The organism is Flavobacterium sp. N2550 (assembly GCF_025947265.1).
Lineage (GTDB): Bacteria > Bacteroidota > Bacteroidia > Flavobacteriales > Flavobacteriaceae > Flavobacterium > Flavobacterium endophyticum.
The window spans coordinates 1,232,382-1,258,745 of the sequence record NZ_CP110007.1; the positions used below are offsets into that span (position 1 = coordinate 1,232,382).

General features: G+C 38.1%; 26 protein-coding genes and 1 tRNA gene. 14 read left to right on the forward strand and 13 right to left on the reverse strand.

All coding sequences use genetic code 11. The features are described from left to right. Positions 1 to 46: 46 nt before the first annotated feature. Complete coding sequence (locus OLM56_RS05330) at positions 47 to 829, reverse strand: DUF3050 domain-containing protein (protein WP_121376004.1); 783 nt, start codon at positions 827 to 829, stop codon at positions 47 to 49. A 75-nt stretch (positions 830 to 904) separates the two neighbouring features. After that, complete coding sequence (locus OLM56_RS05335; protein ID WP_121376272.1) at positions 905 to 2,083, reverse strand: acyl-CoA dehydrogenase family protein; 1,179 nt, start codon at positions 2,081 to 2,083, stop codon at positions 905 to 907. A 359-nt stretch (positions 2,084 to 2,442) separates the two neighbouring features. Between OLM56_RS05335 and OLM56_RS05340 the strand changes: the two genes are divergently transcribed. Next, entirely contained in the window at positions 2,443 to 2,646 is a 204-nt protein-coding gene (locus tag OLM56_RS05340; protein WP_121376005.1) for a hypothetical protein, read from the forward strand. A 73-nt stretch (positions 2,647 to 2,719) separates the two neighbouring features. Here the strand turns inward: OLM56_RS05340 and OLM56_RS05345 are convergent, their stop codons facing one another. Genes OLM56_RS05345 through OLM56_RS05355 form a run of 3 tightly spaced genes read right to left on the reverse strand, consistent with a single transcriptional unit; the run spans position 2,720 to position 4,579 of the window. Further along, a complete protein-coding gene (locus OLM56_RS05345) occupies positions 2,720 to 3,430 on the reverse strand; it encodes a tRNA1(Val) (adenine(37)-N6)-methyltransferase (protein WP_264528586.1) in 711 nt (236 codons plus the stop codon). 38 nt (positions 3,431 to 3,468) lie between these two features. Next, entirely contained in the window at positions 3,469 to 3,993 is a 525-nt protein-coding gene (rimM, locus tag OLM56_RS05350; RefSeq protein ID WP_182493361.1) for a ribosome maturation factor RimM, read from the reverse strand. A gap of 13 nt (positions 3,994 to 4,006) precedes the next feature. Continuing rightward, positions 4,007 to 4,579 (reverse strand): 30S ribosomal protein S16, encoded by a 573-nt coding sequence (locus tag OLM56_RS05355; protein ID WP_182493362.1) that lies wholly within the window; start codon positions 4,577 to 4,579, stop codon positions 4,007 to 4,009. Between the two features lie 229 nt (positions 4,580 to 4,808). On the opposite strand from OLM56_RS05355, the gene OLM56_RS05360 reads away from it, so the two are divergent. From OLM56_RS05360 to trxA, 4 genes are all read left to right on the forward strand, one after another. Then, positions 4,809 to 5,276: a DUF6252 family protein gene (locus OLM56_RS05360; RefSeq protein ID WP_182493363.1), complete on the forward strand. Its 468-nt coding sequence runs from the start codon at positions 4,809 to 4,811 to the stop codon at positions 5,274 to 5,276. Between the two features lie 207 nt (positions 5,277 to 5,483). Then, positions 5,484 to 5,867 carry an RNA recognition motif domain-containing protein gene (locus OLM56_RS05365; protein ID WP_121376010.1) on the forward strand — a complete coding sequence of 128 codons (384 nt, stop codon included), beginning with the start codon at positions 5,484 to 5,486 and terminating at the stop codon, positions 5,865 to 5,867. 175 nt (positions 5,868 to 6,042) lie between these two features. Then, entirely contained in the window at positions 6,043 to 10,542 is a 4,500-nt protein-coding gene (gene dnaE, locus OLM56_RS05370) for a DNA polymerase III subunit alpha (protein WP_264528587.1), read from the forward strand. Between the two features lie 118 nt (positions 10,543 to 10,660). After that, complete coding sequence (gene trxA, locus OLM56_RS05375) at positions 10,661 to 10,978, forward strand: thioredoxin (protein WP_121376012.1); 318 nt, start codon at positions 10,661 to 10,663, stop codon at positions 10,976 to 10,978. Positions 10,979 to 11,031: 53 nt separating this feature from the next. On the opposite strand, the gene OLM56_RS05380 is transcribed toward trxA, so the two are convergent. Beyond that, positions 11,032 to 13,017: a tetratricopeptide repeat-containing sensor histidine kinase gene (locus OLM56_RS05380; RefSeq protein ID WP_264528588.1), complete on the reverse strand. Its 1,986-nt coding sequence runs from the start codon at positions 13,015 to 13,017 to the stop codon at positions 11,032 to 11,034. Further along, the gene (locus tag OLM56_RS05385) at positions 13,014 to 13,721 is read right to left on the reverse strand and encodes a LytR/AlgR family response regulator transcription factor (RefSeq protein ID WP_121376014.1); all 708 of its coding nucleotides are present in this window, start codon (positions 13,719 to 13,721) and stop codon (positions 13,014 to 13,016) included. Before OLM56_RS05385 ends, OLM56_RS05380 begins: the two co-directional genes overlap by 4 nt. Before the next feature lie 168 nt (positions 13,722 to 13,889). On the opposite strand from OLM56_RS05385, the gene OLM56_RS05390 reads away from it, so the two are divergent. The 3 genes from OLM56_RS05390 to OLM56_RS05400 all read left to right on the forward strand — a co-directional run bounded on the left by OLM56_RS05390 (position 13,890) and on the right by OLM56_RS05400 (position 15,829). Then, positions 13,890 to 14,462 (forward strand): DUF4082 domain-containing protein, encoded by a 573-nt coding sequence (locus OLM56_RS05390; protein WP_264528589.1) that lies wholly within the window; start codon positions 13,890 to 13,892, stop codon positions 14,460 to 14,462. 280 nt (positions 14,463 to 14,742) lie between these two features. Continuing rightward, the gene (locus tag OLM56_RS05395; RefSeq protein WP_264528590.1) at positions 14,743 to 15,669 is read left to right on the forward strand and encodes a DUF58 domain-containing protein; all 927 of its coding nucleotides are present in this window, start codon (positions 14,743 to 14,745) and stop codon (positions 15,667 to 15,669) included. 86 nt (positions 15,670 to 15,755) lie between these two features. Then, a tRNA-Asp gene (locus tag OLM56_RS05400) sits at positions 15,756 to 15,829 on the forward strand. 186 nt (positions 15,830 to 16,015) lie between these two features. Here OLM56_RS05400 and OLM56_RS05405 read toward each other — a convergent pair. Beyond that, entirely contained in the window at positions 16,016 to 16,516 is a 501-nt protein-coding gene (locus tag OLM56_RS05405; protein ID WP_182493367.1) for a DUF456 domain-containing protein, read from the reverse strand. A gap of 58 nt (positions 16,517 to 16,574) precedes the next feature. On the opposite strand from OLM56_RS05405, the gene OLM56_RS05410 reads away from it, so the two are divergent. Continuing rightward, positions 16,575 to 17,054 (forward strand): hypothetical protein, encoded by a 480-nt coding sequence (locus tag OLM56_RS05410; protein ID WP_121376273.1) that lies wholly within the window; start codon positions 16,575 to 16,577, stop codon positions 17,052 to 17,054. A 5-nt stretch (positions 17,055 to 17,059) separates the two neighbouring features. On the opposite strand, the gene OLM56_RS05415 is transcribed toward OLM56_RS05410, so the two are convergent. Further along, positions 17,060 to 18,181 (reverse strand): glycosyltransferase, encoded by a 1,122-nt coding sequence (locus OLM56_RS05415; RefSeq protein WP_264528591.1) that lies wholly within the window; start codon positions 18,179 to 18,181, stop codon positions 17,060 to 17,062. Then, positions 18,169 to 19,113, reverse strand: a complete 945-nt coding sequence (locus OLM56_RS05420) for a lysylphosphatidylglycerol synthase domain-containing protein (RefSeq protein ID WP_264528592.1) — start codon at positions 19,111 to 19,113, stop codon at positions 18,169 to 18,171. Before OLM56_RS05420 ends, OLM56_RS05415 begins: the two co-directional genes overlap by 13 nt. A 22-nt stretch (positions 19,114 to 19,135) precedes the next feature. On the opposite strand from OLM56_RS05420, the gene ruvC reads away from it, so the two are divergent. The 5 genes from ruvC to OLM56_RS05445 all read left to right on the forward strand — a co-directional run bounded on the left by ruvC (position 19,136) and on the right by OLM56_RS05445 (position 22,890). Continuing rightward, on the forward strand, positions 19,136 to 19,690 hold the full coding sequence (gene ruvC / locus OLM56_RS05425; RefSeq protein ID WP_121376020.1) for a crossover junction endodeoxyribonuclease RuvC: 555 nt from the start codon (positions 19,136 to 19,138) through the stop codon (positions 19,688 to 19,690). A gap of 40 nt (positions 19,691 to 19,730) precedes the next feature. After that, positions 19,731 to 20,870 carry a radical SAM family heme chaperone HemW gene (hemW, locus tag OLM56_RS05430; RefSeq protein WP_264528593.1) on the forward strand — a complete coding sequence of 380 codons (1,140 nt, stop codon included), beginning with the start codon at positions 19,731 to 19,733 and terminating at the stop codon, positions 20,868 to 20,870. 73 nt (positions 20,871 to 20,943) lie between these two features. Then, positions 20,944 to 21,708 carry a cyclase family protein gene (locus tag OLM56_RS05435; protein ID WP_264528594.1) on the forward strand — a complete coding sequence of 255 codons (765 nt, stop codon included), beginning with the start codon at positions 20,944 to 20,946 and terminating at the stop codon, positions 21,706 to 21,708. A gap of 5 nt (positions 21,709 to 21,713) precedes the next feature. Next, positions 21,714 to 22,085: an MmcQ/YjbR family DNA-binding protein gene (locus tag OLM56_RS05440; protein ID WP_264528595.1), complete on the forward strand. Its 372-nt coding sequence runs from the start codon at positions 21,714 to 21,716 to the stop codon at positions 22,083 to 22,085. 52 nt (positions 22,086 to 22,137) lie between these two features. Further along, on the forward strand, positions 22,138 to 22,890 hold the full coding sequence (locus OLM56_RS05445; RefSeq protein WP_264528596.1) for a PH domain-containing protein: 753 nt from the start codon (positions 22,138 to 22,140) through the stop codon (positions 22,888 to 22,890). Between the two features lie 107 nt (positions 22,891 to 22,997). Here OLM56_RS05445 and OLM56_RS05450 read toward each other — a convergent pair whose 3' ends face one another. The 3 genes from OLM56_RS05450 to OLM56_RS05460 form a co-directional block, all read right to left on the reverse strand. Continuing rightward, positions 22,998 to 24,098 carry a DUF4407 domain-containing protein gene (locus OLM56_RS05450; RefSeq protein WP_264528597.1) on the reverse strand — a complete coding sequence of 367 codons (1,101 nt, stop codon included), beginning with the start codon at positions 24,096 to 24,098 and terminating at the stop codon, positions 22,998 to 23,000. 180 nt (positions 24,099 to 24,278) lie between these two features. After that, positions 24,279 to 25,751 carry a M56 family metallopeptidase gene (locus OLM56_RS05455; RefSeq protein ID WP_264528598.1) on the reverse strand — a complete coding sequence of 491 codons (1,473 nt, stop codon included), beginning with the start codon at positions 25,749 to 25,751 and terminating at the stop codon, positions 24,279 to 24,281. Continuing rightward, the gene (locus tag OLM56_RS05460) at positions 25,748 to 26,119 is read right to left on the reverse strand and encodes a BlaI/MecI/CopY family transcriptional regulator (protein WP_264528599.1); all 372 of its coding nucleotides are present in this window, start codon (positions 26,117 to 26,119) and stop codon (positions 25,748 to 25,750) included. The genes OLM56_RS05455 and OLM56_RS05460 overlap by 4 nt, the downstream gene beginning before the upstream one ends. Positions 26,120 to 26,364: the final 245 nt, after the last annotated feature.

A 26,364-nucleotide genomic window follows, 5' to 3' on the forward strand; every position in this document is an offset into this window, starting at 1 on the left:
TGTAAGATGCAGGCATAAAAAAACGGCAGATTTGCCGTTTTATATTTTAAGCCATTTCGGCCTTCATTGAAATCTGTTCTTCGATAGCATCCCAAAGACCGATTCTTTTTTCTAGAGCCTGAATCGAAACTTCTTTTACTTCATGCCATCTATGGTCGTCATTGTTGCATAATTCTTCAATCATTTGCATCGCCATCGGACCATGTTCGTCTGCATCCAGTTCGATATGTCTTTCAAAATAATAGATCAGTTTTCTCAAGTCGGTATTTGGGAAATTTTCTTGAAAATTCTTTAATATTTCCGTAAACATCGAAGGAATCAGATCTTCTCTTCCGAAAGTGAAAGCGGCGGCAATCTCATGCGGCTTTCCTTCGTCAATAACGCGGAAGGTGAAATCCAAGAATGCTTTTATTTTAGGGTGCAGTTCGCTCTGTTTAATAGAGACATAAATATTTTGTGTTGTGATGACATTCTCTAAAAATTTTTGGATTTCAGAAATATCAGCACCGCAGTCTTTCATGGCGTCGATATACATCTCATAATGGCTTTGTCTTTTTCCATCAAGAGTTAAGTCAGTTTCTTCTGCCAAGACAATTTCATTAATCAAATAGCGGATTTCTGGATTTCCGACAGGAAGCCAAGGTGTTGTTGTCGAAGTTAATTTGGATTGTAATGCTTTCAATAGCGACATGAAGTCCCAAACAGCATATACGTGACTTTCCAAAAATCGACGTAAATCTTCAAGGTTTTGTACTTTTTTGTACAACGGGTGATTTAATAAAATATCTTTTTGTGGCTGGATACTGGCGTTAATGTTTTCAATTTTCATGACGAGGGATTTTTACAAATGTAAAAAAGCTTCCCATTATAGAGAAGCTTTTTATGATACTTTAATATTTGTTTATTATTTAAATGCAGGAATTCCGGTAATATCCAATCCAGTAATTAATAGGTGGATATCGTGTGTTCCTTCATATGTAATTACAGATTCTAAGTTCATCATGTGTCGCATGATTGAATATTCGCCCGTAATTCCCATTCCTCCAAGAATTTGCCTTGCTTCTCTAGCAATATTGATAGCCATATCAACATTGTTTCTTTTAGCCATAGAAATTTGAGCAGAAGTTGCTTTTCCTTCGTTTCTCAAGACACCCAGCCTCCAAGTCAGCAATTGCGCCTTTGTGATTTCAGTAATCATTTCGGCTAATTTTTTCTGTTGTAGCTGAGTTCCAGCAATTGGCTTGTCAAACTGGATTCTTTCTTTAGCATAACGCAGCGCTGTATCATAGCAATCCATTGCGGCACCGATAGCACCCCAAGCAATTCCGTAACGAGCCGAATCTAAACATCCAAGCGGAGCTCCGAGACCCGATTTGTTTGGCAATAAATTTTCTTTTGGAACTTTTACATTGTCAAAAATAAGCTCTCCAGTTGCCGAAGCACGAAGCGACCATTTGTTGTGTGTTTCAGGAGTCGTGAAGCCTTCCATACCTCTTTCTACAATCAGTCCGTGGATTCTTCCTGTTTCATCTTTTGCCCAAACTACAGCAATATCTGCGAAAGGAGCATTTGAAATCCACATTTTGGCACCGTTCAATAAATAGTGGTCGCCTTTATCTTTAAAATTAGTGACCATTCCTCCAGGGTTAGAACCATGGTCTGGTTCTGTCAGTCCGAAACATCCAATGAACTCGCCAGAAGCTAGTTTTGGAAGGTATTTCATTCTTTGTTCTTCGTTACCGTATTTCCAAATCGGATACATAACTAAGGAAGACTGAACAGAAGCTGTAGAACGCACGCCTGAATCGCCTCTTTCAATTTCTTGCATGATCAAGCCATACGAAATTTGGTCTAAGCCAGCACCGCCATATTCTTCTGGGATGTAAGGTCCAAAAGCGCCTATTTCTGCCAAACCATTGATGATTTGTTTTGGAAATTCTGCTTTTTGAGCATAGTCCTCGATGATTGGAGATACTTCACGCTTTACCCATTCGCGGGCCGCATCACGTACCATTTTATGTTCGTCTGACAATAATTCGTCTAAAAGGTAATAATCTGGAGCTTGAAAAAGATCGGGTCTCATTTTTTTTATCATTTGGAAGGCTTTGCGTAAGTATCGCCTTCATGTTTTATACTCGTTTTTGTTTCCTGCGAAAACGTTTGCAAACTTACATAAAGAATTGCAACAAAACAATTAGCAAATGTTAGAAACGACTAATATGTTTTCGGTAATAGCTTCAATAATTGCGTTTTTGATAAAAAATCACTCATAAAATTGAAGGAAGCCTATTCAGTGTAACTATTTTTTTGTTACATTTATCTTACAATTTTATAAAAACAAAATTTCAGAAAATAAAAAAATGAATATTTTAAGGTAGTTCAGACATAAAACCTAAGTGTCTTTAAATGATTGGGTTATTCATAATTTTTAAAACCTACAGTATGTTAGAAAACATTTTAAAATTAGAAGGTGTTCACGAATTAAGCAATGGTGAACAAAAATCAATTAAAGGTAATGGTGTAATTAGAGGCGGTGGAGGAGATCCGATCATTGCTTGTATTTGCCCAGGGTCAGGTACTCTTGTTGTTGGACATGCCGACAATTGTGAAATATTGACAAAACTGCTTTGCGGAACAGATTCTTAGATTTATGACACAAAAAAGTATCAATTCTATTGCTTGAAGTTTCTTTGGGTAATAGAATTTTTATTTAAAAGAGTTACATCTTCAAATAAAAGTCTTTGGTCAATTCAATATATTCGGGAGTATAAATATGCCTGGACGTTTCAATGACTAATTCGTCAACTGGAAAGTTTTCGGCAGAATTTCTACTAAAAGCCAAAAGGCTACGCTTGATTTCGACAGAAGGTGTTCCTTTGACGCGTGTGATTTTCATCTGAAACAAGTCGAAATCTTTTGCCAAGGCTATAAATTTTTCTTCTTCCTTAAAAGGTATGATTACTGCAAAGATTCCGTTTTCAGAAAGCAATAAATCAGCGGCTTCTACCAAATCTTCAAAAGGCAAGGCGTCCGAAAAACGGGCTAAGTCGCGTTGTTCGTTTCCGGATTGGTAATCTTCGGTATAAAATGGCGGATTAGAAACGATCAAGTCGTATTCGTCTTCTGGCTCGTCCATAAATTCGTCTAATCCAGCATGAAAGCAAAACAGCCTGTCGCCCCACGGAGAGTTTTCAAAGTTTTCTACAGCCTGTTCGTACGCATCTTCGTCGATTTCAAGCGCATCAATTTGTTCCGCATTGCTTCTTTGGGCAATCATCAACGAAATAATTCCGGTTCCCGCCCCGATATCCAAAACACTAAAAGGATTGTTTAGTAGAGGCGCCCAAGCACCTAGCAATACGCCGTCTGTTCCAATTTTCATAGCGCAACGGTCTTGTTCTACAGAGAATTGCTTGAATTGGAAAGGCATGAGTATAATTGAAATTAGAGAATAAAGAAAAAGATGGACTAAAGATACATCTCGATCAATCCTTCAGGAAGATCCATGAGTACTTTTTTGTTTTCGCGGTCAATTTTTACCAAGAAATGATCAATCATCGGAATTAGGATTTCCGCTTCGCCATTCAAGACTTCAAATAAAGGCTGGGCTGTGGAATCATTTATGGATTGAATTTTTCCGACTACGCCTAAACGCTTGTCTTCTACTTCAAAACCAATGACTTCATGGAAATAAAACTTGTTGCCTTCTAGTTTCGGCAGCATGTTTAAAGGTAAGTAAACAGCATTCCCGATGAGAGCATCTGCTTCTTCTTCGGTAGCTACATCTTCAAAACGAACCCGGAGAAAGTCGTTTTTGTGAAGCGAACTGTTTTCAATAAAAAAAGGAACCAAGTGTTTGCCGCATTCGACAAACACTGATTCCAAATTTTCGTATAACTCAGGCTCATCAGTGTCAAGATAGACAAGGACTTCACCTTTAAAACTAAATTTTTTCGCGATTTTACCTAAATAGAAACACTCTTCTTTACGCATTATCGCATCAAAATTAAGCTTGAGTCTCTTCGTTGTTTTCTTCTGCAGCAGGAGCTTCTTCAGTTGAAACTTCAGCCTCAACATCAGCAACTTCTTCTTCAACAGCAGGCTCATCAGCTTTAGCAGCATCTAGCTCAGCTTGTTTAGCAGCAGCGATACGATCCTCGTTTACTTTTTTCTCAGCAGCAAGAGCTTTCGCTTTTGCATCTGCTTTAGAAGTAGAAAGACCTTCTTTTTTAGCGTTAACTTTTCCAGCTTTCTCATCAAGCCATTTTGCTAATTTTTCATCAGCTTGCTCTTGAGTCAAAGCACCTTTACGAACTCCTCCATCAAGGTGGTGTTTCAATAAAGCTCCTTTGTAAGAAAGAATTGCTCTAGCTGTATCAGTTGGCTGAGCACCATTGTGCAACCATTGAACAGCACTATCAAGGTTCAAGTCGATAGTCGCAGGGTTAGTGTTTGGATTGTAAGTTCCGATTTTTTCTAGGAATTTACCATCTCTTTTTGAGCGAGCATCAGCCGCTACAACCCAGTAAAAAGGTTTTCCTTTTTTACCGTGTCTTTGTAATCTAATTTTTACAGACATAATCTAGTGATTAAATTTTGAGGTACACGACCTCTGTTAATTAAGGGTGCAAATATACAAAACTTTGTAATACAAACTATTCTGCGTGCAATTTTTGTCATTTTTTGTAGTTTATGATTGTATTATTTTGCGATTTTGATGTTATTTTTTCAAAATTCATTAGCATATATTCTATAAAAAACTATTTTTGTCGATGTAAAAATTTGATTACCCATATCCATAACCATATATGAAAAAGATTTTATCGCTTTTAGTGCTTGTGGCCGTTTTCGCTTCTTGTGAAGATGATGCTAGTTTTAATAACCCATCCGTTCAAGGTAAAAAAGACAACGTTTTGTGGAGAGCATCTAGCTCGACAGCAACTATTACTGGCGGCGTTATGACCATTAATGCATACACTCCTTTTGAAACGTTGACCCTGATTACGGCTTCGACTGCACCAGGAACGTATACTTTGGGTGTAAATAATTCAAACAAAGCTTCCTATAGTTTTGAAGCTGACGGAATTACTTCTACCTATTCAACGGGAACAGGTATAGGAGATGGACAGATTAAAATTGAAGCAAGCCCAGAAGGAACTGTAACGGGTACTTTTTATTTTAATGCGCCATCAACAATCGCTGATCCGATAGGAGCGCCATCTGTAAATTACCAAGAAGGACATTTTTATAGAGTTCCGATTCAAGCGGCTCAATAACAGTTTGATCTTAATAAATTAGAAATCCCGACCAAATGGTCGGGATTTTTGTTTTTATCAAATACCGAGTTTCGAAAAAAGCAGTTAAATCAGGCGTCATTGCTAGCAATCTCTTTGATGAAAAGATTTAATGATAAAATATTCTAATATATAGTGCTTTACGGAAAAATTTAAAGTACATTTGTTGTAATTATAATTATCGTACATATGAATATTTTCGTTGGAAGCCTTCCGTTCAGTATTGAGGAAGCAGATTTAAGAGAGTCTTTTGAGGCTTATGGTGCAGTTGATTCTGTAAAAATTATTACAGATAAATTTACTGGAAGAAGTAAAGGCTTTGGTTTCGTAGAGATGCCAAATGACGAAGAAGGTCAAAAAGCAATTGATGAGTTAAACGGTGCTACTGTTCAAGGACGTGCTATCGTTGTTAACAAATCAGAGCCAAAACCTGAAGGAGAAAGAAGAAGTTTCAACAACAACCGTAGTGGTGGTGACTCTCGTGGTGGAAGCCGTGGCGGTTATGGAAACGATCGCAATAGCGGTGGTGGATATGGAAACAACCGTGGAGGTGGAAACAGAGGAGGTTACTAAGCCTTACAATATATTGAATCAAAAGCTGCCGAATGGCAGCTTTTTTTATGCTCAAAAAGCACTCAGATATTATATTTCTGTTGATAACTTAAACAGATATTTTCGCTTAAAAAAGCTTATTTTTGTAAACTACATTTTTTGATTTTTCAAAAACATAAAACCTTATTAATTAGCGATGTACTTAATTTTCGATACAGAAACAACCGGATTGCCAAAACGTTGGGACGCGCCTATAACCGATACAAATAACTGGCCGCGCTGTATTCAGATTGCTTGGCAGCTGCACGATGCCATGGGGAATCTGATAGAAAGTCAGGATTATTTGGTAAGGCCAGAAGGTTTTAATATTCCCTATGATGCCGAAAGGATTCACGGAATTTCTACCGAATTGGCTACAGAGCAAGGCGTAGCACTTTCAGAAGTTTTAGAAAAATTCAATATAGCGCTTTCAAAATCCAAATTCATCGTTGGCCAGAATGTCGGTTTTGACGTGAATATTATGGGTTGCGAGTTTTACAGATTTGGAGTGGATTCCAAAATGGCCGAAATGCCAGTGCTGGATACCTGTACCGAATATACGGCAGAGCTTTTAAAATTGCCTGGAGGTAGGGGTGGAAAATTCAAATTGCCAACATTAACAGAACTACACCAGTTTCTGTTCAATCAGCCTTTTGCAGAAGCGCATAACGCAACTGCCGACGTTGAAGCGACGACCCGCTGTTTTTTAGAGCTGATCCGTCGCGAAGCTTTCACGAAAGAACAGCTTGATGTTCCTGCGGATTATTTCAGGGAGTTTAACGAAAACAACCCGAAAGAAATCCAACTTATCGGATTGAAGCATATCAATCTGAAACAAGCTTCAGATGAGATTCGTGCCCGATTGCAAAAAGCAACCGACGATACCGCTAAAAAGCAGACAGAAGAAAGCAATATTTCTTTAGCCGATGTCGATTTTGTACATCTGCACAACCACACGCAGTTTTCGGTATTGCAATCAACGATCAGTATTGGAGATTTGGTCAAAGCTGCGGCAAAGCATAAAATGCCCGCTGTTGCCATGACAGACCATGCTAATTTGATGGGTGCTTTTCACTTTGTGCGCGATGTCCTAAATCACAATAAAGCAGCCAAGACAAAAAATCAAGCCCTGATCGATAATGGAGAAGAGCCGACAGAAGTTGTGATGAAACCCATTGTCGGTTGCGAATTTTTTGTCTGCGAAGACCATTTAGACCGTTCCAGAAAGGACAATGGTTATCAGATTGTCTTGTTGGCAAAAAATAAAAACGGCTATCACAATTTAGCCAAAATGTCTTCCATCGCCTATACTAAAGGATTTTACTATGTTCCAAGAATAGACAAAGAAGTCATTAAAAAATACAAAGAAGACATTATTGTTTTGTCGGGAAACCTTTATGGAGAAATTCCCAACAAGATTTTAAATATTGGCGAAAACCAAGCAGAAGAAGCATTGCTTTGGTGGAAACAGGAATTCGGAGAAGATTGCTACATCGAATTAATGCGCCACAACCAAGAAGATGAAAATCGTGTTAATACTTCTCTTATTTCATTGGCGAGAAAACACGATTTGAAACTAGTTGCGACGAATAACATTTTCTATATAAACAAAGAAGACGCGAATGCCCATGATATTCTTTTGTGTGTCCGTGATGGAGAAAAGCAGTCTACGCCCGTAGGCCGTGGTCGCGGCTATCGCTACGGAATGCCAAACAAAGAATATTATTTCAAGTCTGGAGACGAAATGAAAGCTCTCTTTTCTGATTTGCCAGAAGCAATTTCGAATGTCCAAGAGATTGTAGAAAAAATAGAAATCTTTGACTTGGCACGCGAAGTATTGCTTCCAAAATTCGATATCCCAGAACAGTTTATTGTTCCCGAAGATGAAGCAGACGGAGGGAAAAGAGGTGAAAACTTATATTTAAAGCATCTTACTTTCGAAGGCGCCAAAAGAAGATACAAAGAAATTACGCCAGAAATCCAAGAACGATTGGATTTCGAATTGCAGACTATTGAAAAAACGGGCTACCCCGGTTACTTTTTGATTGTTCAGGATTTCATCGCCGAAGCTAGGAATTTAGACGTTTCCGTTGGTCCTGGTCGTGGTTCTGCGGCGGGTTCTGTAGTTGCCTATTGTTTGGGAATTACAAATATTGACCCCATGCTCTACGATTTGCTTTTTGAGCGTTTCTTGAATCCAGATCGTGTGTCCATGCCCGATATCGATATCGATTTTGATGATGAAGGTCGCGGTCGCGTAATGGATTATGTAATCAAAAAATATGGTTCTAATCAGGTAGCGCAGATCATAACGTATGGTACTATGGCGGCAAAATCTTCAATAAGGGATACTGCTCGTGTTTTGGATCTGCCATTGTTCGAAGCCGACAAGATTGCCAAGCTCATTCCGATGAATTTGAATTTGGCCAAGATTTTTACCTACGATAATGAACAGCTAAAAAAAGCCCTTCGAGCCGAAGAATTTGATAAGGTTCAAGAGCTAATCGCTTTGGCTAATGCAGGCGATTTAGGCGGAGAAGCAATTACCCAAGCAAAACTGTTAGAAGGTAACCTTCGTAATACAGGTATCCATGCTTGCGGTGTGATTATTACGCCAGACGATATCACGAATTTCGTTCCTGTAGCTACGGCAAAGGATTCGGATTTGTATGTGACGCAATTTGACAACTCGGTCGTAGAAAGCGCCGGATTGCTAAAAATGGACTTCTTGGGTCTGAAGACCCTAACGCTGATTAAAGATACGGTCAAGCTGGTAAAATATAGAACAGGAATCCAATTAGATCCTGATGCATTCCCTATTGATGATGTCAAGACGTATGAGCTTTTCCAGAGAGGAGAAACGGTTGGGATTTTCCAATATGAGTCTGTCGGGATGCAGAAATATATGAAAGACCTAAAACCTACGGTTTTTGGAGATTTGATTGCGATGAATGCCTTGTATCGTCCAGGTCCGTTGGAATATATTCCGAGTTTCGTCCGAAGAAAAAATGGCGAAGAAGAAATTGTCTATGACCTTGAAGCTTGCGAAGAATATCTAAAAGATACGTACGGAATTACGGTGTACCAAGAGCAAGTAATGTTGCTGTCGCAAAAATTGGCAAGCTTCTCGAAAGGTGATGCCGATGTCTTGCGTAAGGCGATGGGTAAGAAGCAAAAAGATGTCTTGGATAAGATGAAATCTAAGTTTATCGACCAGGCCGTTGCAAACGGTCATGCTGCCGATAAGCTCGAAAAAATATGGAAAGACTGGGAAGCATTTGCCCAATATGCATTCAACAAGTCGCACTCGACCTGCTATGCCTGGATTGCCTACCAGACAGCCTATTTAAAAGCGCATTATCCTGCCGAATATATGGCTGCGGTACTTTCGAACAACATGAACGATATCAAGCAAGTTTCGTTTTTTATGGAAGAATGTAAGCGAATGGGACTGCAGGTTCTCGGGCCTGACGTGAATGAGTCGTTCTATAAATTTACGGTAAACGAAAATTACGCTGTACGTTTCGGAATGGGAGCAGTTAAAGGAGTCGGTTCTGGAGCGGTGCAAACGATTGTGGAAAACAGAAAGGAAGCAAAATACAAATCGATTTTTGATTTGGCAAAGCGCATTGACCTGCGTGCCGCAAATAAGAAAGCATTCGAGAACTTGGCTTTGGCAGGAGGTTTCGATTGTTTTACGGCACACCGCGCTCAATATTTCCATGATGAAGGCGACGGAATTACGTTTTTAGAAAAAGCAGTACGCTACGGTTCTAAATTCCAAGAAAACGAAAATTCGTCTCAAGTAAGCTTGTTTGGCGAATCGAGCGACGTTCAGATTCCAGAGCCGGTCGTACCGCCCTGCGAAGATTGGAGCACGATGGAAAAACTGGCTAAAGAAAAAGAAGTCGTCGGGATCTATATTTCTGGACATCCTTTAGATGATTTTAAATTCGAGATGAAATATTTCTGCAACGCGAAGCTGGAAGCATTGAAGAATTTAGAAATGCATGTTGGAAAAAATTTGACGATTGCCGGAATTATTACGAACGTTCAATACCGAACTGCGAAAAACGGAAAAGACTGGGCAATGTTTACGCTTGAAGGTTATGACGAAAGTTTCGAGTTCAGAATGTTCAATGAAGAATATCTAAAGTTTCGTCACTTTTTGGTCAACAATCAATTTATTTATTTCAAATTGAGTGTAAAAGAAGGCTGGGTAAACAGAGATACGGGAAAGAAATCGGAAGCAAGAATTCAGTTTTTAGAAGCCAAGCAATTACAAGATGTTTTAGCAAGCTTTGCTAAAAAGCTGATTATTACGATGAACATAAAGGAGCTGCAGTCAGAAATGATTACGAAACTAAGCCGTATCTTTCAAGCGAACAGCGGAGATAATAACGTGACTTTTGAAGTCATGGAAGTAGAAAAAGTCACTAAAGAAATTGCTCCTGCTGTAGTTGAAGCAGTAGCTCCTGAAGCAACTTCAGATGAAGAAAATCTTGAAGAAGAAATGGAGTTGGCTGTTCCGACAGTTGTTGAAGAAACAAAAGTGATTACCTATCTTTCCATGCCAAGCCGTAAATTGAAGGTCAATATTTCGGGAGAATTGCTCCGTGAATTGGAGAGTTTAGATTTGAAATTCAAGCTGAATTAGGCGAAATATACACGGATAGTATTTGTTAATACGTTTATAATCAAAAGTGATTTCCAATTAACAAAAAATTACAGATTAAATGACTAATTTTGTACTGTTAAACTAAAGAACAAAAAATATGGCACAAGCAATAACAGATGCAACTTTCGAAGAAATTGTATTGAAATCAGATAAACCCGTTTTAGTAGATTTTTGGGCAGCATGGTGTGGACCTTGTAGAATGGTAGGTCCAATCATCGACCAAATCAGTACTGAATATAGTGGAAAAGCTGTCGTTGGAAAAGTTGACGTGGATGCAAACCAAGAATTTGCAGCAAAATATGGCGTGAGAAATATTCCAACAGTATTGGTTTTTCAAAATGGTGAGGTTGTAGGAAGACAAGTTGGTGTTGCACCAAAACAAAACTACACAGACGCAATTGACGCATTGTTATAATCGAAAGATTATATCTTAATATGCCCTTCCAGAGCTTGCTTTGGAAGGGTTTTTTAATTTAGGGTCAAGATAAAAGTGGTGCCTTCTCCCGGCTGTGTCTTGATATCGATCCTACAATCGATGGCTTTTGCCAGATCACGGATGAGGTGCAATCCTAATCCGGTCTTGATTCCTACAACTTCTTTGTCGTCGTATAAAGCCTTGAACTGTTCCTGGGTGCCGCCTGGTCCATTATCTGAAACAGAAAGGTATTTCTGGTTGTTTTCCTGCCATGCTTTCCATATAATGGTAGCGTTTTCTGTTTTTGCCAAAGCTTTTATAGCATTTCCCGTAAGGTTCCTGATAATCGTTTTCAGATAGTTTTCGTCTGTATTCAGCATCATATTCTCTGGGTTTTCGAATGTCATCTGGATGGCTTCTCCTGAAAAATGCTTTTGAGTGTCTTCAAACAAGGAAGTAACGCTAATTGTTTTGGGTTGAGGCTTAAAATTTTCCATCTGTCCTTTACTCCATAAAAGCAGGTCTTCCATAGAATTTAATAGGTTTTCGGCAGACATGATCGTTTTATCTTCCATCCTTTTTTTGCTCTCGGTATCAAGCAGTTCAGGATTTTCTTTTTGGAGGTGCAGGAAGTGAATGAGACTGGCGACAGGGCTTCGTAGATCGTGGTTGAGGATGCTGAAAAAACGTGATTTGGTCTTATTAGCCAGATCTAATTCATTGTTTAGCAGCTGCAATTTTTCATTAATTCTTTTGCGGTTTCTGCTTTGATAGAATAATAAAATCCCAATAGTTCCCAGTAAAATAATACCTAAGATAAAATACCATTTTTGTCTTTCTTTGTTTTCGATTTTCAGCTTATTGAGCTGGATTTCCTTGTTTTTTAACTCGATGGTTCGCTGATCCTCCAGATTCTTTACGGTTTCTTTTGTGGTGCTTTGGTAGATGGAATCTTTATAAGAGTTGAATTCTTTGAAATAGAGCAATGCATTTTTTGAATCTCCTTTTTCTTCATAAATTTCTGCTATTTCCATAAAATCTTTCGATAGCGATTTGATGTCATTGCTTTCTTTGTCATAGTTTACAGCTTCTCTCAGCATCAGTAAGGAAGTGTCTAATACAGTCTCGTTTTTATAAAATGACTTGGCTTTAGGATTGCTGTATTTGTACCTGTAGATAATGGAAAGATTTTGCAGGTTATACGACATGATTCTGCTTATCTTTAATTCTTTGCTGATTTTTAAAGCTTCTTTGGTATGGCTTTCTGCCAGGTCATATTTTTTTAATTCGAGATAGCTGCTGCCTAAGGTGCCCAGATTTGTAGCGACAAAATTCAGGTTGTTGTTTTTTCTATTGATAGCCAGCGCTTGGTTGAGATAGGAAACGGCCAATTCATTTTTTTCTTGATTGTTATAGAGAACGCCTATGTTCTCCAAGATTACCGCCTTCATCGTTGGATTGTTGAACTTTTTATTTATTTCCAACGCTTTTTTGAAATATTCCAGTGCTTTTTTCGTGTCTTTGAGGTCGTTGTAGATGAATCCGATATTAATGTAAGTCCCTGCAATTTCTTCGTGTTTATTTAATTCTTCGCTTAATTTTAGGGATTTAAAACTATAGTCGAGTCCGTTTTTGTAATCGTTCCTGTAAATGTAATATACTGCTATGTTTCGGTACAAGACGCTTAATACCTGCTTGTCTTTAGTCTCTTTTGCAATTTCAAGTCCTTTTCGGTAAAAGTTTATTGCCGTCGAATCGGTAGTATTGATTCCTAAGCATCGATAGCCTTCGGCAAGTCCGTTTTTAAAATCGATCGTTTGGGCCATTGCTATGGCACTTTTAGCCAGCGATTTTCCTTTTTCAGGATCTACCCTAGAGTATTCTTGGCTGAGCTTGTTTTTTATGATAACAATCGTCTTTTTGTCTTTGGTGCTCTTTAGTGAAGTTTCTAAAGAATCAATCAGCATCTGCCCCTGTTTTTGGGCGTTTACTGTTATTGAAAATAGGCATAGCGCTAAAAAGAAGATGGCTTTTTTCATAATAGGAGCATATTGATATTTTCTTTGAAGCTTCTTCCAACAGGAATCATAGCGCCATTGTTGAGAAGCACTTCTTGAGGATTGATCTTTTCTATAAACTGTTTTTGTACGGCAAAGCTTCTGTGGACCCTGATAAAAGATTGGAAGTGGTCTTCCTTTAAAAGCAGTCCGATACTCGACAATACGCAATGTCTTTTTTTAGAAGTAATGATCAGCGTATAATCTTTCAAAGCTTCAAGATATAAAATGTCGTGCAGCTTTACTTTCGTCTGCTCGTGCCCTTCTTTTATATAAATTACGTCACCACCTATGCTGGATTCAAAAAGCAGTGCTTTATGTTTTATTTCCAAAAATTCTTCAATGCGCCTCATGGTTTGGGCGAAACGGTCAAATTTCAGAGGTTTTACGATAAAGTCGAGAGTATCTAATTCAAAGCTTTCTACAGCAAATTCAGGATGCGAAGTTATAAAGATACAAGCGGGTACCGCAGATGCTCTTTTTCGAAGTTCCACGCCGCTCAAGCCAGGCATGTCGATATCTAGAAATAAAATATCTATTGTAGTGTTTTCTATGGCATCAAGAGCTTCTTCTGCGTTGTCAAAAGCCCCAACAATGGCAAGATTTTCAAATCTTTTTGCAAATGAAACTACAGTAAGTCTGTCTATTTCATCATCATCGACTATAATGCATTTGAGCTTTTCCATATTTTAAGCATTTACTCAAATATAAGTAAAAAATTAACATTTAACAGAAAAAATTTTATTGGTCTATTTAAAATGTTATTGGTCTATTACTGGTTTTTTTAGCTTGATGATCAGTGCACCTTTGTCCTAACCAAATGATTAAAAGAATTAACAACAAAAAATTACATCATGAAAACGATTAAAATTTTATCGGGAGCTTTATTAGCCATTTTTGCCATTTCTTGCAGTAGCGATGACAGCGGTCCTTCTTATGCGGTTGAAAATCCATTAGAGTCCTACCATCAGCAGGCTGGGTTTACGACAACTTCCAATTTTATAAATGCAGGCAGTTATGAGTTTGGGCTAGCATTTTCTCCAAACGTCAAAGGGGTTATTAAAGCGATAACGTTAAAGCTACCAGAAGCAAACCCTGAGGTAAGAGTAACCATTTGGGATTACGATACCAAGGCGGTTTTAAGATCAGAAAACATGAATGTGGCAACAGCAGATGTGCTTGTTACGAAAACTATTTCTGACTTGGCTTTAGAAAAAGACAAGAAATACTTGATAACCATGAATTCTAATGATTGGTACAAAAGAAGTAAAGCAGACAATACAAATGCAACCTATCCTATCACGGCTGGAAATATTAAATTTTTAGAATACAGATGGGTGTCTGGTGCAACACAGACGTATCCAACAAACGTATCCTTAAATTATAACGGTGGGGATTTGAGCTTTGACTTTAAGCAGACAGAATAGATGTTTCTAGGGTTAGTTAGAAAAAGACTTGACAGTTCATCTGTCAAGTCTTTTTTGTGTCGTAAATTATTATAATCTCAAAATTACCTTATTGATTGTATTTATAACATTGAAAAACAGATTGAATTGGTTAAAGCAAGGTTGCTTCGCGGTGTCAACCACAGTTGACAGGTTAAAGTGAAGTCATTTCAAGGCGTCAACTGCAGTTGCTACGGAGAGCAGAAAGCAGAATACCGTTTTTTAATTTTTAAATCAATCAATCTTTCAATATATTTGAGGTATGAAGATTGAATCGCAAATAGAAAAAATATCCAGCTTTCAGCATCTGGAATTGCTAGCCAACCAAATCGTCGAAGGATTTATTTCCGGAATGCATAAGAGTCCGTTTCATGGATTTTCTGCAGAATTTGCAGAGCATAAAGTGTATAATGCCGGCGAAAGCACCAAACACATCGACTGGAAGCTTTTTGCGAAAACCGATAGGCTATACACCAAGCGTTTTGAAGAAGAAACCAATCTCCGCTGTCATCTGATCATCGACAATTCGTCTTCGATGCATTATCCGAAACTAAGCGAAGGCCAGCAGTTTTACGAAAGCAAAATAGGCTTTTCTGTTTTGGCATCTGCTGTATTAATGAACCTGCTCAAGAAACAGCGAGATGCTGTGGGATTGAGCGTCTATTCGGATACGTATGAATATTATGCTCCAGAAAAAGGCAGTGACCGCCACCACCGAATGATTTTGAACAAGCTGGAGAATCTGCTGGCCGAACCAAAACAATCCAGAAATACCGATACGGTTACGTTTCTGCACCAGATTGCCGAAAAAATGCACCGCCGTTCGATGATTATTCTGTTTACGGATATGTTCCAGCCTGGAAACGAAGAAGCATTGCTGAATGCCTTGCAGCATCTAAAACACAACAAGCACAAAGTCGTCCTTTTTCATGTCATTGACAATAAAACAGAATTAAACTTTGATTTCGACAATACGCCGAGGAAATTTATCGATCTCGAATCGGGAGAAGAAGTAAATCTTTTTGCTGATAACATCAAAGAAGAATATGAAAAGCGTGCCGAAAGCTATTTCAAGAAGCTATCGTTGACCTGCGCGCAAAACAAAATCAAATATGTTCCTGTCGCGGCAGGCAAAAATCTCGAAAAAATCTTGACAACATACTTGATTGAAAAACAAATGTTTGGATAAGTTCTTAAAAAAAAGTTTAATTTTTTTTGCGAAAACGCTTGCAGAAGTAAAAAACTGTGGTATATTTGCACTCGCAATTAAGCGCTGGTTTGGTAGTTCAGTTGGTTAGAATACATGCCTGTCACGCATGGGGTCGCGGGTTCGAGTCCCGTCCAGACCGCTAAATTGGGAGAAGCCTTTCGAAAGAAAGGCTTTTTTGCCCAAAAAGGTTTTTAAGATTAGTTGTGTTGTTTAGGTACGAAAGTACCAGGTTTAGTAGTTAGACCAATGAAAAGCTTTCCATTCACTTGGAGGGCTTTTTTGATTTAGATAGTTCGTGTAACTGCTGCTAATGGAACAGCACCGACTAAAACCAGATTTCCCGATACTGCCATACTTTGTAAAGAAAAAGTCCCAAAAAGCCCATACATACAACAAACTTTATAAAAGTAGAAGCCAGAAATCCTATAAACGATCCTGTAGCTGCTTTTAGCGCACGTGCATGATCTTTGGAGTCATACATCATTTCTCCTATAAAAGCGCCCAGAAAAGGACCGATAATAAAGCCAAACGGAATCGGGGCAAGCAGTCCCACGACTAGTCCAATGTTGGTTCCCCAGATTCCATAAGAACTTCCGCCAAACCGCTTTGTTCCCTTTGCGGGAATTACATAATCTAAAATACCTGAAATGATTGCCAATACAAGCGTGATTCCTAATGTCCAATATTCCGTTTCAATTCCATCACAGAAATACAGCAGGAGCAGTCCTATCCACGAGAGTGGCGCATCTGGAAGAACGGGAAGGAAACTGCCAAGAATTCCTCCAATCATGCAAATAAATCCGGCAATCAATAAAAAGTATTCCATAAATTAAATTTAGTATTTTTGAAATGTGTAATATTACAAAATGCCTGCCAATCATAGTATGAGAAAACTCACAGCAATTCTTTTTTTAGGGCTTTTATGTGCTTCTTGCCAGAATCTTCAAAAACAGGAGATTTCTGAAGAAGAACTGCTCAAACAGGAGCTCCAAAAAATTAATTGGAACCAAGTAGACGAATTTCCGTCAGTGGCAACCTGCGACTCCATCAAAGATGAGGCGACTCGAAAGCAATGCTTTTTTGACTTCCTTACCGTTACGATCCAGCAGAAATTGGATCTGGACACGTTGTCCATTCTTTATCCACAGATTGATACCATACAAGTCAAAGTTACGGTTTATCCCGATTCCAGATTAGAATTTGAACCGCAATTTCCTGTGGATAGCTTAGCGTATGATAAGATAAAAATCGACAGCATCCTGCATGCTAGGCTGACGGACTTCCCAAAGATAAATCCAGCATTGAAAAGAGGAATTCCAGTAAAAACACAATTTATCTTGCCGGTAATCTTGAATGTAGAATAAGTACCCTAGAATTTTCTTCCCTTCCACTCATACCTTCCAAACAAAGAATACAAAGCGACAGCTACGCTAAAGAAAGGATAGACCAGATTGCTAATCAGAAAGAATTTGACTGATTTTGGTTGTAAGAACTTTCCGGTTTGGTATAATAGAGAAAAGTCGACGAATATTTTTACCGCAAACAGCAAGTACCACGTCCAAAATGAAAAGAGATGCGCCAAAGTCAGCAACAATCCTAAAACAATAGCCAGATTGCCTCCAAAAACAACCAAAGCTAGTATTTTTCCGAAAAGACTTTGGTACGAAGAAGCTTTTGAAGCCCAGCGTACTCGTTGGTGAAAAACAGACTTCCATTCGTCTAAGGGTTTTGTAAGCACGATGTTTGCTTCTGATTTCAGATAATGTACTTTCTCAGGATGTTTTGCTACGGCTTTCTGCAACAAAAACACATCGTCGCCGCTGGCAATGCCATTATTGCCGTCAAAACCATTTAGGTCAAGAAATAATTCTTTCTTATATGCCAGATTTGCGCCATTGCACATAAACGCTTTCCCAATTCCGAAACTTCCGATGGTAGCTCCCCGCAGGCTCATGAGGTCGATCTGCTGAAACTGATGCAGAAAAGAATCTTCTGCGCTAAAAGCTACAGCTCCGGCAATCATTGATGGTTCATGATTCTGGATATAACTGTCGATAGCTGTCAGCCAATCTGGATTCACAAAACAATCAGCATCGGTCGTAATGATCCATTCGTTATCGATACTATTTATAGCGGTTGAAATGGCATCTTTTTTCGGCGAGCCGGATTTTCGTATGTTGTCAATGATTTGGAAGTGAAAGCTTAATGCCGGAAAGTTTTGGATGAGTGAAACAGAATCGTCTGTAGAAGAATCATCGACGAAGATAATTTCAAATTGGGCTCTCGGGTAATTAAGCTGCGTAAAAGAATGCAGCAGTTCTGGAAGACGATCGGCTTCATTTCGAAAAGGAACGATGATGGAAAAATTGGTCTTTGACTCAGGAGCCTGATTTTTAGAAACCGTGACTCTTCTAAACCCGTAGGCCAACCACAGAATAAAAACACAATAGATTCCGACGATTCCGAAAAATACAAACGCTATGATTTCCATTTCGATTTAAAATTAAAAACATAATAACTTCCTAATAGAACGGGAAGGACTACATTCAAAAACCACATCAAGGTACTAATAAAAATAACAATCCATTCATTCACGCCCAACAATCCGAAGAAATACACGGCCACGCTTCCTTTAACAGCAAAATCTAAAAACTGAAATGTAGGCAGTGAAGAAGCCAGAAAGTAAACGCTCGTAATCGCTGCCATTAATAGAAAATAAGGCAATTCGACATCAAAAGCTAGAAATAGAAAGTAGTATTGGTGTGAAAAAATCAGGTAGCGGCAGATGGCTAAAACTATATTTTTTTGATGAATCGGTCTTGGGATTTCATTGATCTTTTCAAATAAAAGAGCTAAGGAATACCCTTTGATGGTAATTTTTTTCAAGCCGAACAGCAGGCCGCAGATCAAAGCCAATAGGCCAAACAGCAATAGGATGTTTTTAGTTGAAACGATGGGAAGTTTATAATTAAAATAAAGCAATCCTAGAGTGCCAAAAACAATCGTCAAGACCATCTGGATTCCGTTGCAGATTAGGTTCAGGAAGATGACTTTCTTAGCCTCCTTCTTCTTAAAATATAAAGTTTTGGCGCCGTATTCGCCTATGCCGTTTGGCGTAAAAATAGAAGCTGTCAAGGCACTAAGAACTTGTTCTGTTGCTTTGCCGATAGAAATTTTTTCGATAACCTGAGCCAGGTTTTGCCATTTCAAGATTTCAAAATAGCGATTAAAAAAACTAAATGACAAAAGGAATAAGATTCCCCAAAACGATTTCTTGCGGTCTAATAAATCCAGAAATTTCTGCCAGTCCAATTGCTCGTTATGAGCCAATTGATTCCATATAAAATAAAATGCGCCGCCAACAATCAAAAGTTTGGTCAGAAACACTAGGAATTGTTTAGCTTTGTGAGGAATTGCAATCATTCGGCAAAATAACAAATTAAAATTGGCAAACGAACGTATCATATTAGGAATTGACCCTGGAACGACCATTATGGGTTTCGGATTGATAAAAGTCATCAACAAAAAGATGGAATTCCTCCAGCTGAACGAATTGATCTTGAGCAAATACGACGACCATTATACCAAGCTGAAAGTTATTTTTGAACGGACTATCGAATTGATAGAAACCCATCATCCTGATGAAATTGCAATCGAAGCGCCTTTCTTTGGCAAAAACGTACAGTCGATGCTCAAGCTGGGCAGGGCACAAGGCGTTGCCATGGCAGCGGGACTTTCGCGACAGATTCCGATTACCGAATACGAGCCAAAAAAGATAAAGATGGCGATTACCGGAAACGGAAATGCCACAAAGGAACAGGTGGCCAAAATGCTCCAGCAGCTTTTAGGCTTAAAAGAATTGCCTAAAAATCTAGACAGTACAGACGGACTGGCCGCAGCAGTATGTCATTTTTTTAATTCAGGGAAAGTAATAGGCACAAAAAGCTATTCGGGTTGGGATGCTTTTGTGAAACAAAATGAAGATAGAGTAAAAAAATAGCCGGTTTTTCCGTAGGAGAAAATCAGGCTTAAGACGAAACATGAGCGGCATATACATTCACATACCTTTTTGCAAGCAGGCCTGCCATTACTGCGACTTTCACTTTTCGACTTCCATGAAAAAGAAAGACGAGATGGTGCTGGCTTTGGCGAAAGAAATGCGTTTGCGAAAATCAGAATTCGAGAATGAAACTGTGGAAACGATTTATTTTGGAGGCGGAACGCCTTCGGTATTGTCGATTTCGGAATTGCGATTTTTGATTGATGCAGTATATGAGAATTTCAATGTAGCAGAAAATCCAGAAATTACATTAGAAGCCAACCCAGATGATTTGTCTGAAGACCAAATAATCGAATTTTCGAAGAATCGAATCAATCGTCTCAGCATCGGCATCCAATCTTTTTTTGAAGAAGATTTGAAAATGATGAATCGGGCGCACAATGCAGAAGAAGCCAAGAAATCATTAGAAATCGCGACGCGATATTTCGACAACATTTCTATCGACCTGATTTATGGCATTCCAGGAATGACTAATGAAATGTGGAAACAGAATATTGAGACGGCGTTACGCTACAGCGTTCCACATATTTCAAGCTATGCGTTGACAGTAGAGCCAAAAACAGCCCTGAAAAAACTAATCCAAACCGGAAAAATCTCGGAACCAAAAGACGACGTTGCTCAAGAGCATTTTATGATTTTGGTTGACACGCTTCAAGAGAACGGTTTTATCCATTATGAATTGTCTAATTTTGGAAAGGAAAATTATTTTTCTAAAAATAACTCGGCCTATTGGCTGGGAAAAAAGTACATCGGCATCGGACCTTCGGCCCATAGTTATGACGGCATTTCCAGAAGCTGGAATATGGCAAACAATGCGTTGTATCTAAAAGAAATAGAAGCGAATAATCTGCCGAATGAAATCGAGATTTTATCGCAAACAGACCGCTACAACGAGTATATTATGACAGGACTGCGCACGATTTGGGGCGTTTCGCTGGATCGGATTGAAAAAGAATTTGGAGAAAGCAAACTGCACTATCTGCAAAAGCAATCGGAGAAATTTCTTTCCGACGGACTGCTTTCTATTGAAAATAAAATCCTCAAGACGACTCCAAAAGGAAAGTTTTTGGCAGATGGAATTGCAAGTGATTTGTTTTTGATAAATTTGGATGATAATTAAAGGCAAGTCGGGTCCAATTCTTCAATAAGATGCTAAGCCTAGACCTAATGCAACAACCAAAATTTTGCTTTGAATGATAGCTAGAATCCAACATAAAGACCAAAATTTCGAAGTAGATTTATCAAAGCCGATAGATATTTCACTGCCGTTGACAAATACAGATGAAAATCCGATTGCTTGGTATATTGAAAAACCGGTAATCGAACCCGTTCGTTTCGGCCATTGGGTAGGAAAAGTTTCGGAAGGAAGTTCTTCCACGAATTTTAATAATATTTTCTTTAATCCGCACGGACACGGGACGCATACGGAATGTCTGGGGCATATTACCACAGAATTCTACAGTATCAATCAGCATTTGAAGACATTTTTCTTTACGGCTGAAGTCGTTTCGGTCGAGCCAGAAATCCGCGGCGAAGATTTAGTCATAACCAGAAGCCAAATTGAAAAAGCGTTGGACGGAAAACTTCCAGAAGCCATCGTTATCAGGACATTGCCGAATTTGCAAGAAAAGCGTTCTAAAAAATATTCCGATACCAATCCGCCTTATCTTGAAGAAAAAGCGGCGGTTTTTGTCCGAGAAAAAGGAATCAAGCATTTGCTGATTGATTTGCCAAGCGTCGACAAAGAAAAAGACCAAGGAAAATTGCTGGCACACAAAGCTTTTTGGAACGTAAAAAATACCCAAGAACTCAATGACGATGCCAGGCTGGATGCGACGATTACAGAATTAATTTTCGTTCGCGATGAGGTAGAAGACGGAAGTTATTTGCTCAATCTCCAGATTGCTTCTTTTGAAAATGATGCGAGCCCGAGCAAGCCAGTACTGTATAAAATATAAGATAAATGGATATACAAGCTTATTTTGAATACTGCCTTTCCAAAAAAGGAGTAACCGAACACTTTCCGTTTGATGAAGATACTTTGGTGTTTAAAATCGGAGGGAAAATGTTTGCGTTATCGTCTTTAAGCGGCTGGGAAAAAGGAACGCCGTCCATCAACTTAAAATGCGATCCGGAACGCGCAGAAGAGCTTCGTGCCGAGTTTGATGATATAAAACCAGGCTACCACATGAGCAAAGTGCATTGGAATACGGTTTCATTGAATGGCGATGTTTCTGATAAATTTGTGAGAGAATTGATTGACCATTCCTATGATTTGGTTTTCAAAAGCTTAACAAAGAAAATCCAAACCGAAATTATTGAATTAAAAAATTAGGTATTACTTTTGTTGTATAAAAAGTCTACCAATACAGTAACGTAACTGAAAGATGAAAGAACAAATAAAAAAATTTTTAAACGAAGAACAAGATCCTAAAGCGATTGAAAAAATCACTTCAAAACTGACAGATTTGCTCATGAAAAATGAGGAAATTGGTTATATTGGTGTTCAGAAAAAACCGGCTATCACTGTTTTTCCAGATAGTATTGTTCTGACGAATAAGAGAATCATTATCTGCAAGCCTAAGAATTTAGGATTGTCTATGGATTTTACAGATTATACGTGGGATGATATTGCTGGCACTTTTGTGAAAGAGAATATTCTAGGTTCTGAGTTTTCGTTTACGACTAAAACAGACCTGACGATTTCGATCGACTATATTCCTAAAACACAGGCTAGAAAGATTTATACGTTTGCCAAAGAGCAATTGGACATCTTAAAAAACGGCACGGCTCCAATAGCTGAATCTTTTGCCAATGAACCAAAGGTTGAAGCTTTCGAGGAAGAAACAATTATTCCTGAAACTTTCGCAGAAGTAGAAGAACCGGAGGTCATCGAAGAAATGGAAACCGAAGAAGTGACCGATTTTGCGGAAATAATTCCAGTTTCACAGTCGGGTTATCGCGATGAAAAGCAATATCCGGATGAAAAACCAGAAGCTACAAAAGAAAAGACGTTAGGCGAATTATCTCAAGATGAATTGTTTGAGAAATTACAGAATTATAAAAAACTGCTAGACAACGGACTCATTATGCAAGGCGAATATGATACTTTGAAAAAAGAAATCTTGAGCCATATGTAGTCTTTGAGTCGAAAGTCATAAAGTTAAAAAGTCGAAGAGCATCTGTTCTTCGACTTTTTTATTGATTGTATCTAATCTTTATGACTTTAAGACTTTAGTCTTTCTAACTAAAAAGTTCGCTTTTGTTTTTCTACGAAATTATGAGCTTGCAGTTCCAATAATTCTTTGGCTTTCTTGCGCTGCAGGTTAAACAGTTCTTTATCGGAAGCAATATCTTCATACACCTTGTCATGCATCTGAGCGCTAGTTTTTACAAGCAGTTCTCTTTGATATTTATCCTGATTGATTGTTGCTTTCAGGGCCGTTTCTAGATCTTCCAGCTTAAAGTCATATTCGCCTTTAGGAGACAATAATTTTGCAATAATCGGAGAGGTTTCGATTGCTAGAAACAACAGCATGATAAAGAAAGAAGGCAACCAAGGCAGTTTGTTCAAGGCGTTGATTCTTGCCATCAATCCATCGAATCCATCAATGATAGGCTGTGTTTCGGTTACTTTTTTGTCTTGATCGGCTTCGAGTTTTTTAGAAAGTTTTTCTGTTGCCGCAATTTTCGCCAGATTGTTTTTTCGTAAAGTATCGAGTTCTGTTTTTGCCAGATCGTGCTTTGCAATCTTTTCTTTGAAAACAGGTCCTTTTCCGAGTTTTTTAGTTCCGGCAGTTCCTTCGGCTTCGGCGATGTATGTTTCATACAACGTATTGACCTCTTTTTCTTTTTTTGCAATTTCAGATTTTAGGCTATCGACCGAAGCTTTGTTTTTCTCCAAATCGGATTTGAAATAATTGGTGACTTCTTTTTTGTTGTTGAGTGCCATGGCATTTTTTTCTTTCAACAATACCGTATCGATTTCCTTTTCAAAAATTTTAATCTCTAAAGGCTTTGAGATTACGATTGCAATGATTATCGCTAGAGCAATCCTGGGAGTCGCCTGTATAAATTCATTTGAAAAACTATCTCTTTTTCGGATAGTCGAAACGATAAAGCGGTCTAGGTTAAAGATAAGCAAGCCCCAGATCAGGCCAAAAAAGACAGAAGCATAAACGTTATCAAAAACGGTATAAAGCGCATAGCTGCTGGCAATAAACGCCATGACTGCCGTAAAAAAAACGGTTGCCCCGATTCCGGCATACTTGTTCTGTTCGCCATTGGAACAGCCTTCGATGATTTTTTTGTCCACTCCAGAGCAGACAATGAAGAAGTGTTTTAACATAATGATTGATGATTAGCATATTGAAACGTGTCCAATATGTGATTGATGATGATGTCTACAAAAGTAACGCCAAATTTTAAATAATGTTATAAAACGTTGATATGTTTTGGCTTAGAGATAAAAAAATCCGCTGATTTAGCGGATTTAGTTGGAAATTATAGTTCTCTATTTATAAGGTAATTAGCTTCCTGTTTTTATTTTTGGAGGCGTTGCCATTCCTGCTTTCTTTTGAAGCTTGCTTTGCACTTCAACCATCGTGATTGCCTCTCCGGGATATTTAGGTGTTTTTCCCATATCTTTCTTGTCGAAATAATCATTTGTATATAGGCGGAATTGATAAGGCTGCGGATGTTGTTGGCTTCGTGCATTTTTATGGACAAAACTTCCCGAGAAATGAACGATATCTGATCGGTCAAATTTGTTCAATTCGGTATTACTTACATAAGTGTCATTTAACCAAATCCCATATTTTTTAGAATCTTTAAAATCCTCAAATTCTTTTTGGGTAGGATTCTTCTTTACGTTGGCTTTAGGAACCCTTAACCATATTTCAAAACGTTTTTTGTCTTCTGGAGTCAATTCTTCATATACTTTGTCAAAGAGAATGTCTTTGCCCTCATAACCATTTTTGGTTCGTACCATTGTTCTGTACATAATAAACCTGACACCGGCAAAATAACTAGCTTCAGTAGCTTCGCTTGTTTGATCTTTATGCCAATGGCTAATAGGCTTGTTCATGTCGTTTTCATTGACTTGTTTTCCGTTAATCCAAACCTCGGGTTCTTTTTCTGAAGCAGTTGTTTTTAAGCATACAAGGAATATCAATCCAGCCAAGACTGGCAAGAACACTAATTTTTTGAGCAATGCTCTTGATTTTGATGTGGTTTTTGTCATCATAATTAATCGTTTTTTTGTTACTGAAAAATTCAAGTTACTGGCCAAGTAAAAGTTGCTGTTCCACGATGCCTTTTCTAAGAGCAGGTTTTGGTAGAATGGAACATTTTTATGAGATTTCACCACGTTTTCATCTGCAAGAAATTCGTGGTTGAGTTGTATCGCTTTTTTATAAAGAAGTAATAGAGGATTGAACCAGAATACTGTCTTTATGATTTCAATGAACAGGATATCATAGCTGTGTCTTTGCCTTACATGAGTCAATTCGTGAGTGTATAATTCTTCTTGTATGTTTCGGTTGTTATAATCATCGCCATTTATGAAAATATACTGCAGGAAAGTATGAGGTAGCGACTTTTCTTTTACCAATACTAATGTGGAATAGAAAAAAGAGACCGTCCTGTTTTTTCTCACTTTTGAAAGCAAGGCATGTATGTTTTTGCCAAACCTAACAATAAAGAAAATCGTTACCGCAGTATATAACCCCCAAAGTAATATTGGAATATAATTTACATCTTCTTGTTTGGTAATAGTTACAGTTTCATTTTTTGTCTGAATCGGATTTGGAAGAAGTAACGGTTTTGAAATGGATTCGACTGCTATTTCAATCGTTATGAAAGGAAGAGCAAAAGAAAACAATAGGCTGAATAAAAGATAAAATCTGTTGAAGGTATGCATCTTCTCCTTTTCTAGAAAAAGATGGTATAAGCCTAAGAGTAATGTCAAGCTTATGGTCGATTTGATTAAAAAGTCGATCATTTTTTCTTTTTTTGGATTTCTTTGTCGATAATCTTTTGAAGCTCTTCCAATTCAGTTTTAGTCAAATCGGTTTCCGTCGTAAAAAATGAGGCAAATTGTGAGGCTGAATTATTAAAGAAATTCTTGATCAAGCCGTTCACGTGTTTTGAGAAATAGTCTGTTTTTTTGACTAGCGGATAATATTCTCTTGAGTTGCCTATTTCAGTATATGTTACAAATTTTTTGTCAATCATTCTTTTCAACAGTGTAGCCACAGTTGTGGTTGCTGGTTTTGGCTTTGGATAGCATTCCAGTAAATCTTTCATGAAAGCCTTTTCAAGCTTCCACAGGTGTTGCATTAACTGTTCTTCTGAATTGGATAGTTGCATTTTTTATTGTTTTATTTCTGTTTCATTAAGTATAGCACGTTTTCATACTTTCTGATGCCTATAAGTTGGCCGCTTTCGTCATAAAATTTCCAAGTCGCCATTATAAAACCAGTGCATTTCATTTTCTGTCAAGACTTAGATACTGTTTTTATAAATTTCATTCTACGAAATTAGAATTGACTCTACAAATGTAGAAATAAAATTTAATTCTACAAGTGTAGAGCGATATTTTTTTTGAAATAAAA

Coding starts and splice junctions, on each gene's coding strand:
- OLM56_RS05330 (WP_121376004.1), bottom strand. CDS start 829: ATGAAAATTGAAAACATTAACGCCAGTATCCAGCCACAAAAAGATATT.
- OLM56_RS05335 (WP_121376272.1), bottom strand. CDS start 2,083: ATGAGACCCGATCTTTTTCAAGCTCCAGATTATTACCTTTTAGACGAA.
- OLM56_RS05340 (WP_121376005.1), top strand. CDS start 2,443: ATGTTAGAAAACATTTTAAAATTAGAAGGTGTTCACGAATTAAGCAAT.
- OLM56_RS05345 (WP_264528586.1), bottom strand. CDS start 3,430: ATGCCTTTCCAATTCAAGCAATTCTCTGTAGAACAAGACCGTTGCGCT.
- rimM (WP_182493361.1), bottom strand. CDS start 3,993: ATGCGTAAAGAAGAGTGTTTCTATTTAGGTAAAATCGCGAAAAAATTT.
- OLM56_RS05355 (WP_182493362.1), bottom strand. CDS start 4,579: ATGTCTGTAAAAATTAGATTACAAAGACACGGTAAAAAAGGAAAACCT.
- OLM56_RS05360 (WP_182493363.1), top strand. CDS start 4,809: ATGAAAAAGATTTTATCGCTTTTAGTGCTTGTGGCCGTTTTCGCTTCT.
- OLM56_RS05365 (WP_121376010.1), top strand. CDS start 5,484: ATGAATATTTTCGTTGGAAGCCTTCCGTTCAGTATTGAGGAAGCAGAT.
- dnaE (WP_264528587.1), top strand. CDS start 6,043: ATGTACTTAATTTTCGATACAGAAACAACCGGATTGCCAAAACGTTGG.
- trxA (WP_121376012.1), top strand. CDS start 10,661: ATGGCACAAGCAATAACAGATGCAACTTTCGAAGAAATTGTATTGAAA.
- OLM56_RS05380 (WP_264528588.1), bottom strand. CDS start 13,017: ATGAAAAAAGCCATCTTCTTTTTAGCGCTATGCCTATTTTCAATAACA.
- OLM56_RS05385 (WP_121376014.1), bottom strand. CDS start 13,721: ATGGAAAAGCTCAAATGCATTATAGTCGATGATGATGAAATAGACAGA.
- OLM56_RS05390 (WP_264528589.1), top strand. CDS start 13,890: ATGAAAACGATTAAAATTTTATCGGGAGCTTTATTAGCCATTTTTGCC.
- OLM56_RS05395 (WP_264528590.1), top strand. CDS start 14,743: ATGAAGATTGAATCGCAAATAGAAAAAATATCCAGCTTTCAGCATCTG.
- OLM56_RS05405 (WP_182493367.1), bottom strand. CDS start 16,516: ATGGAATACTTTTTATTGATTGCCGGATTTATTTGCATGATTGGAGGA.
- OLM56_RS05410 (WP_121376273.1), top strand. CDS start 16,575: ATGAGAAAACTCACAGCAATTCTTTTTTTAGGGCTTTTATGTGCTTCT.
- OLM56_RS05415 (WP_264528591.1), bottom strand. CDS start 18,181: ATGGAAATCATAGCGTTTGTATTTTTCGGAATCGTCGGAATCTATTGT.
- OLM56_RS05420 (WP_264528592.1), bottom strand. CDS start 19,113: ATGATTGCAATTCCTCACAAAGCTAAACAATTCCTAGTGTTTCTGACC.
- hemW (WP_264528593.1), top strand. CDS start 19,731: ATGAGCGGCATATACATTCACATACCTTTTTGCAAGCAGGCCTGCCAT.
- OLM56_RS05435 (WP_264528594.1), top strand. CDS start 20,944: ATGATAGCTAGAATCCAACATAAAGACCAAAATTTCGAAGTAGATTTA.
- OLM56_RS05440 (WP_264528595.1), top strand. CDS start 21,714: ATGGATATACAAGCTTATTTTGAATACTGCCTTTCCAAAAAAGGAGTA.
- OLM56_RS05445 (WP_264528596.1), top strand. CDS start 22,138: ATGAAAGAACAAATAAAAAAATTTTTAAACGAAGAACAAGATCCTAAA.
- OLM56_RS05450 (WP_264528597.1), bottom strand. CDS start 24,098: ATGTTAAAACACTTCTTCATTGTCTGCTCTGGAGTGGACAAAAAAATC.
- OLM56_RS05455 (WP_264528598.1), bottom strand. CDS start 25,751: ATGATCGACTTTTTAATCAAATCGACCATAAGCTTGACATTACTCTTA.
- OLM56_RS05460 (WP_264528599.1), bottom strand. CDS start 26,119: ATGCAACTATCCAATTCAGAAGAACAGTTAATGCAACACCTGTGGAAG.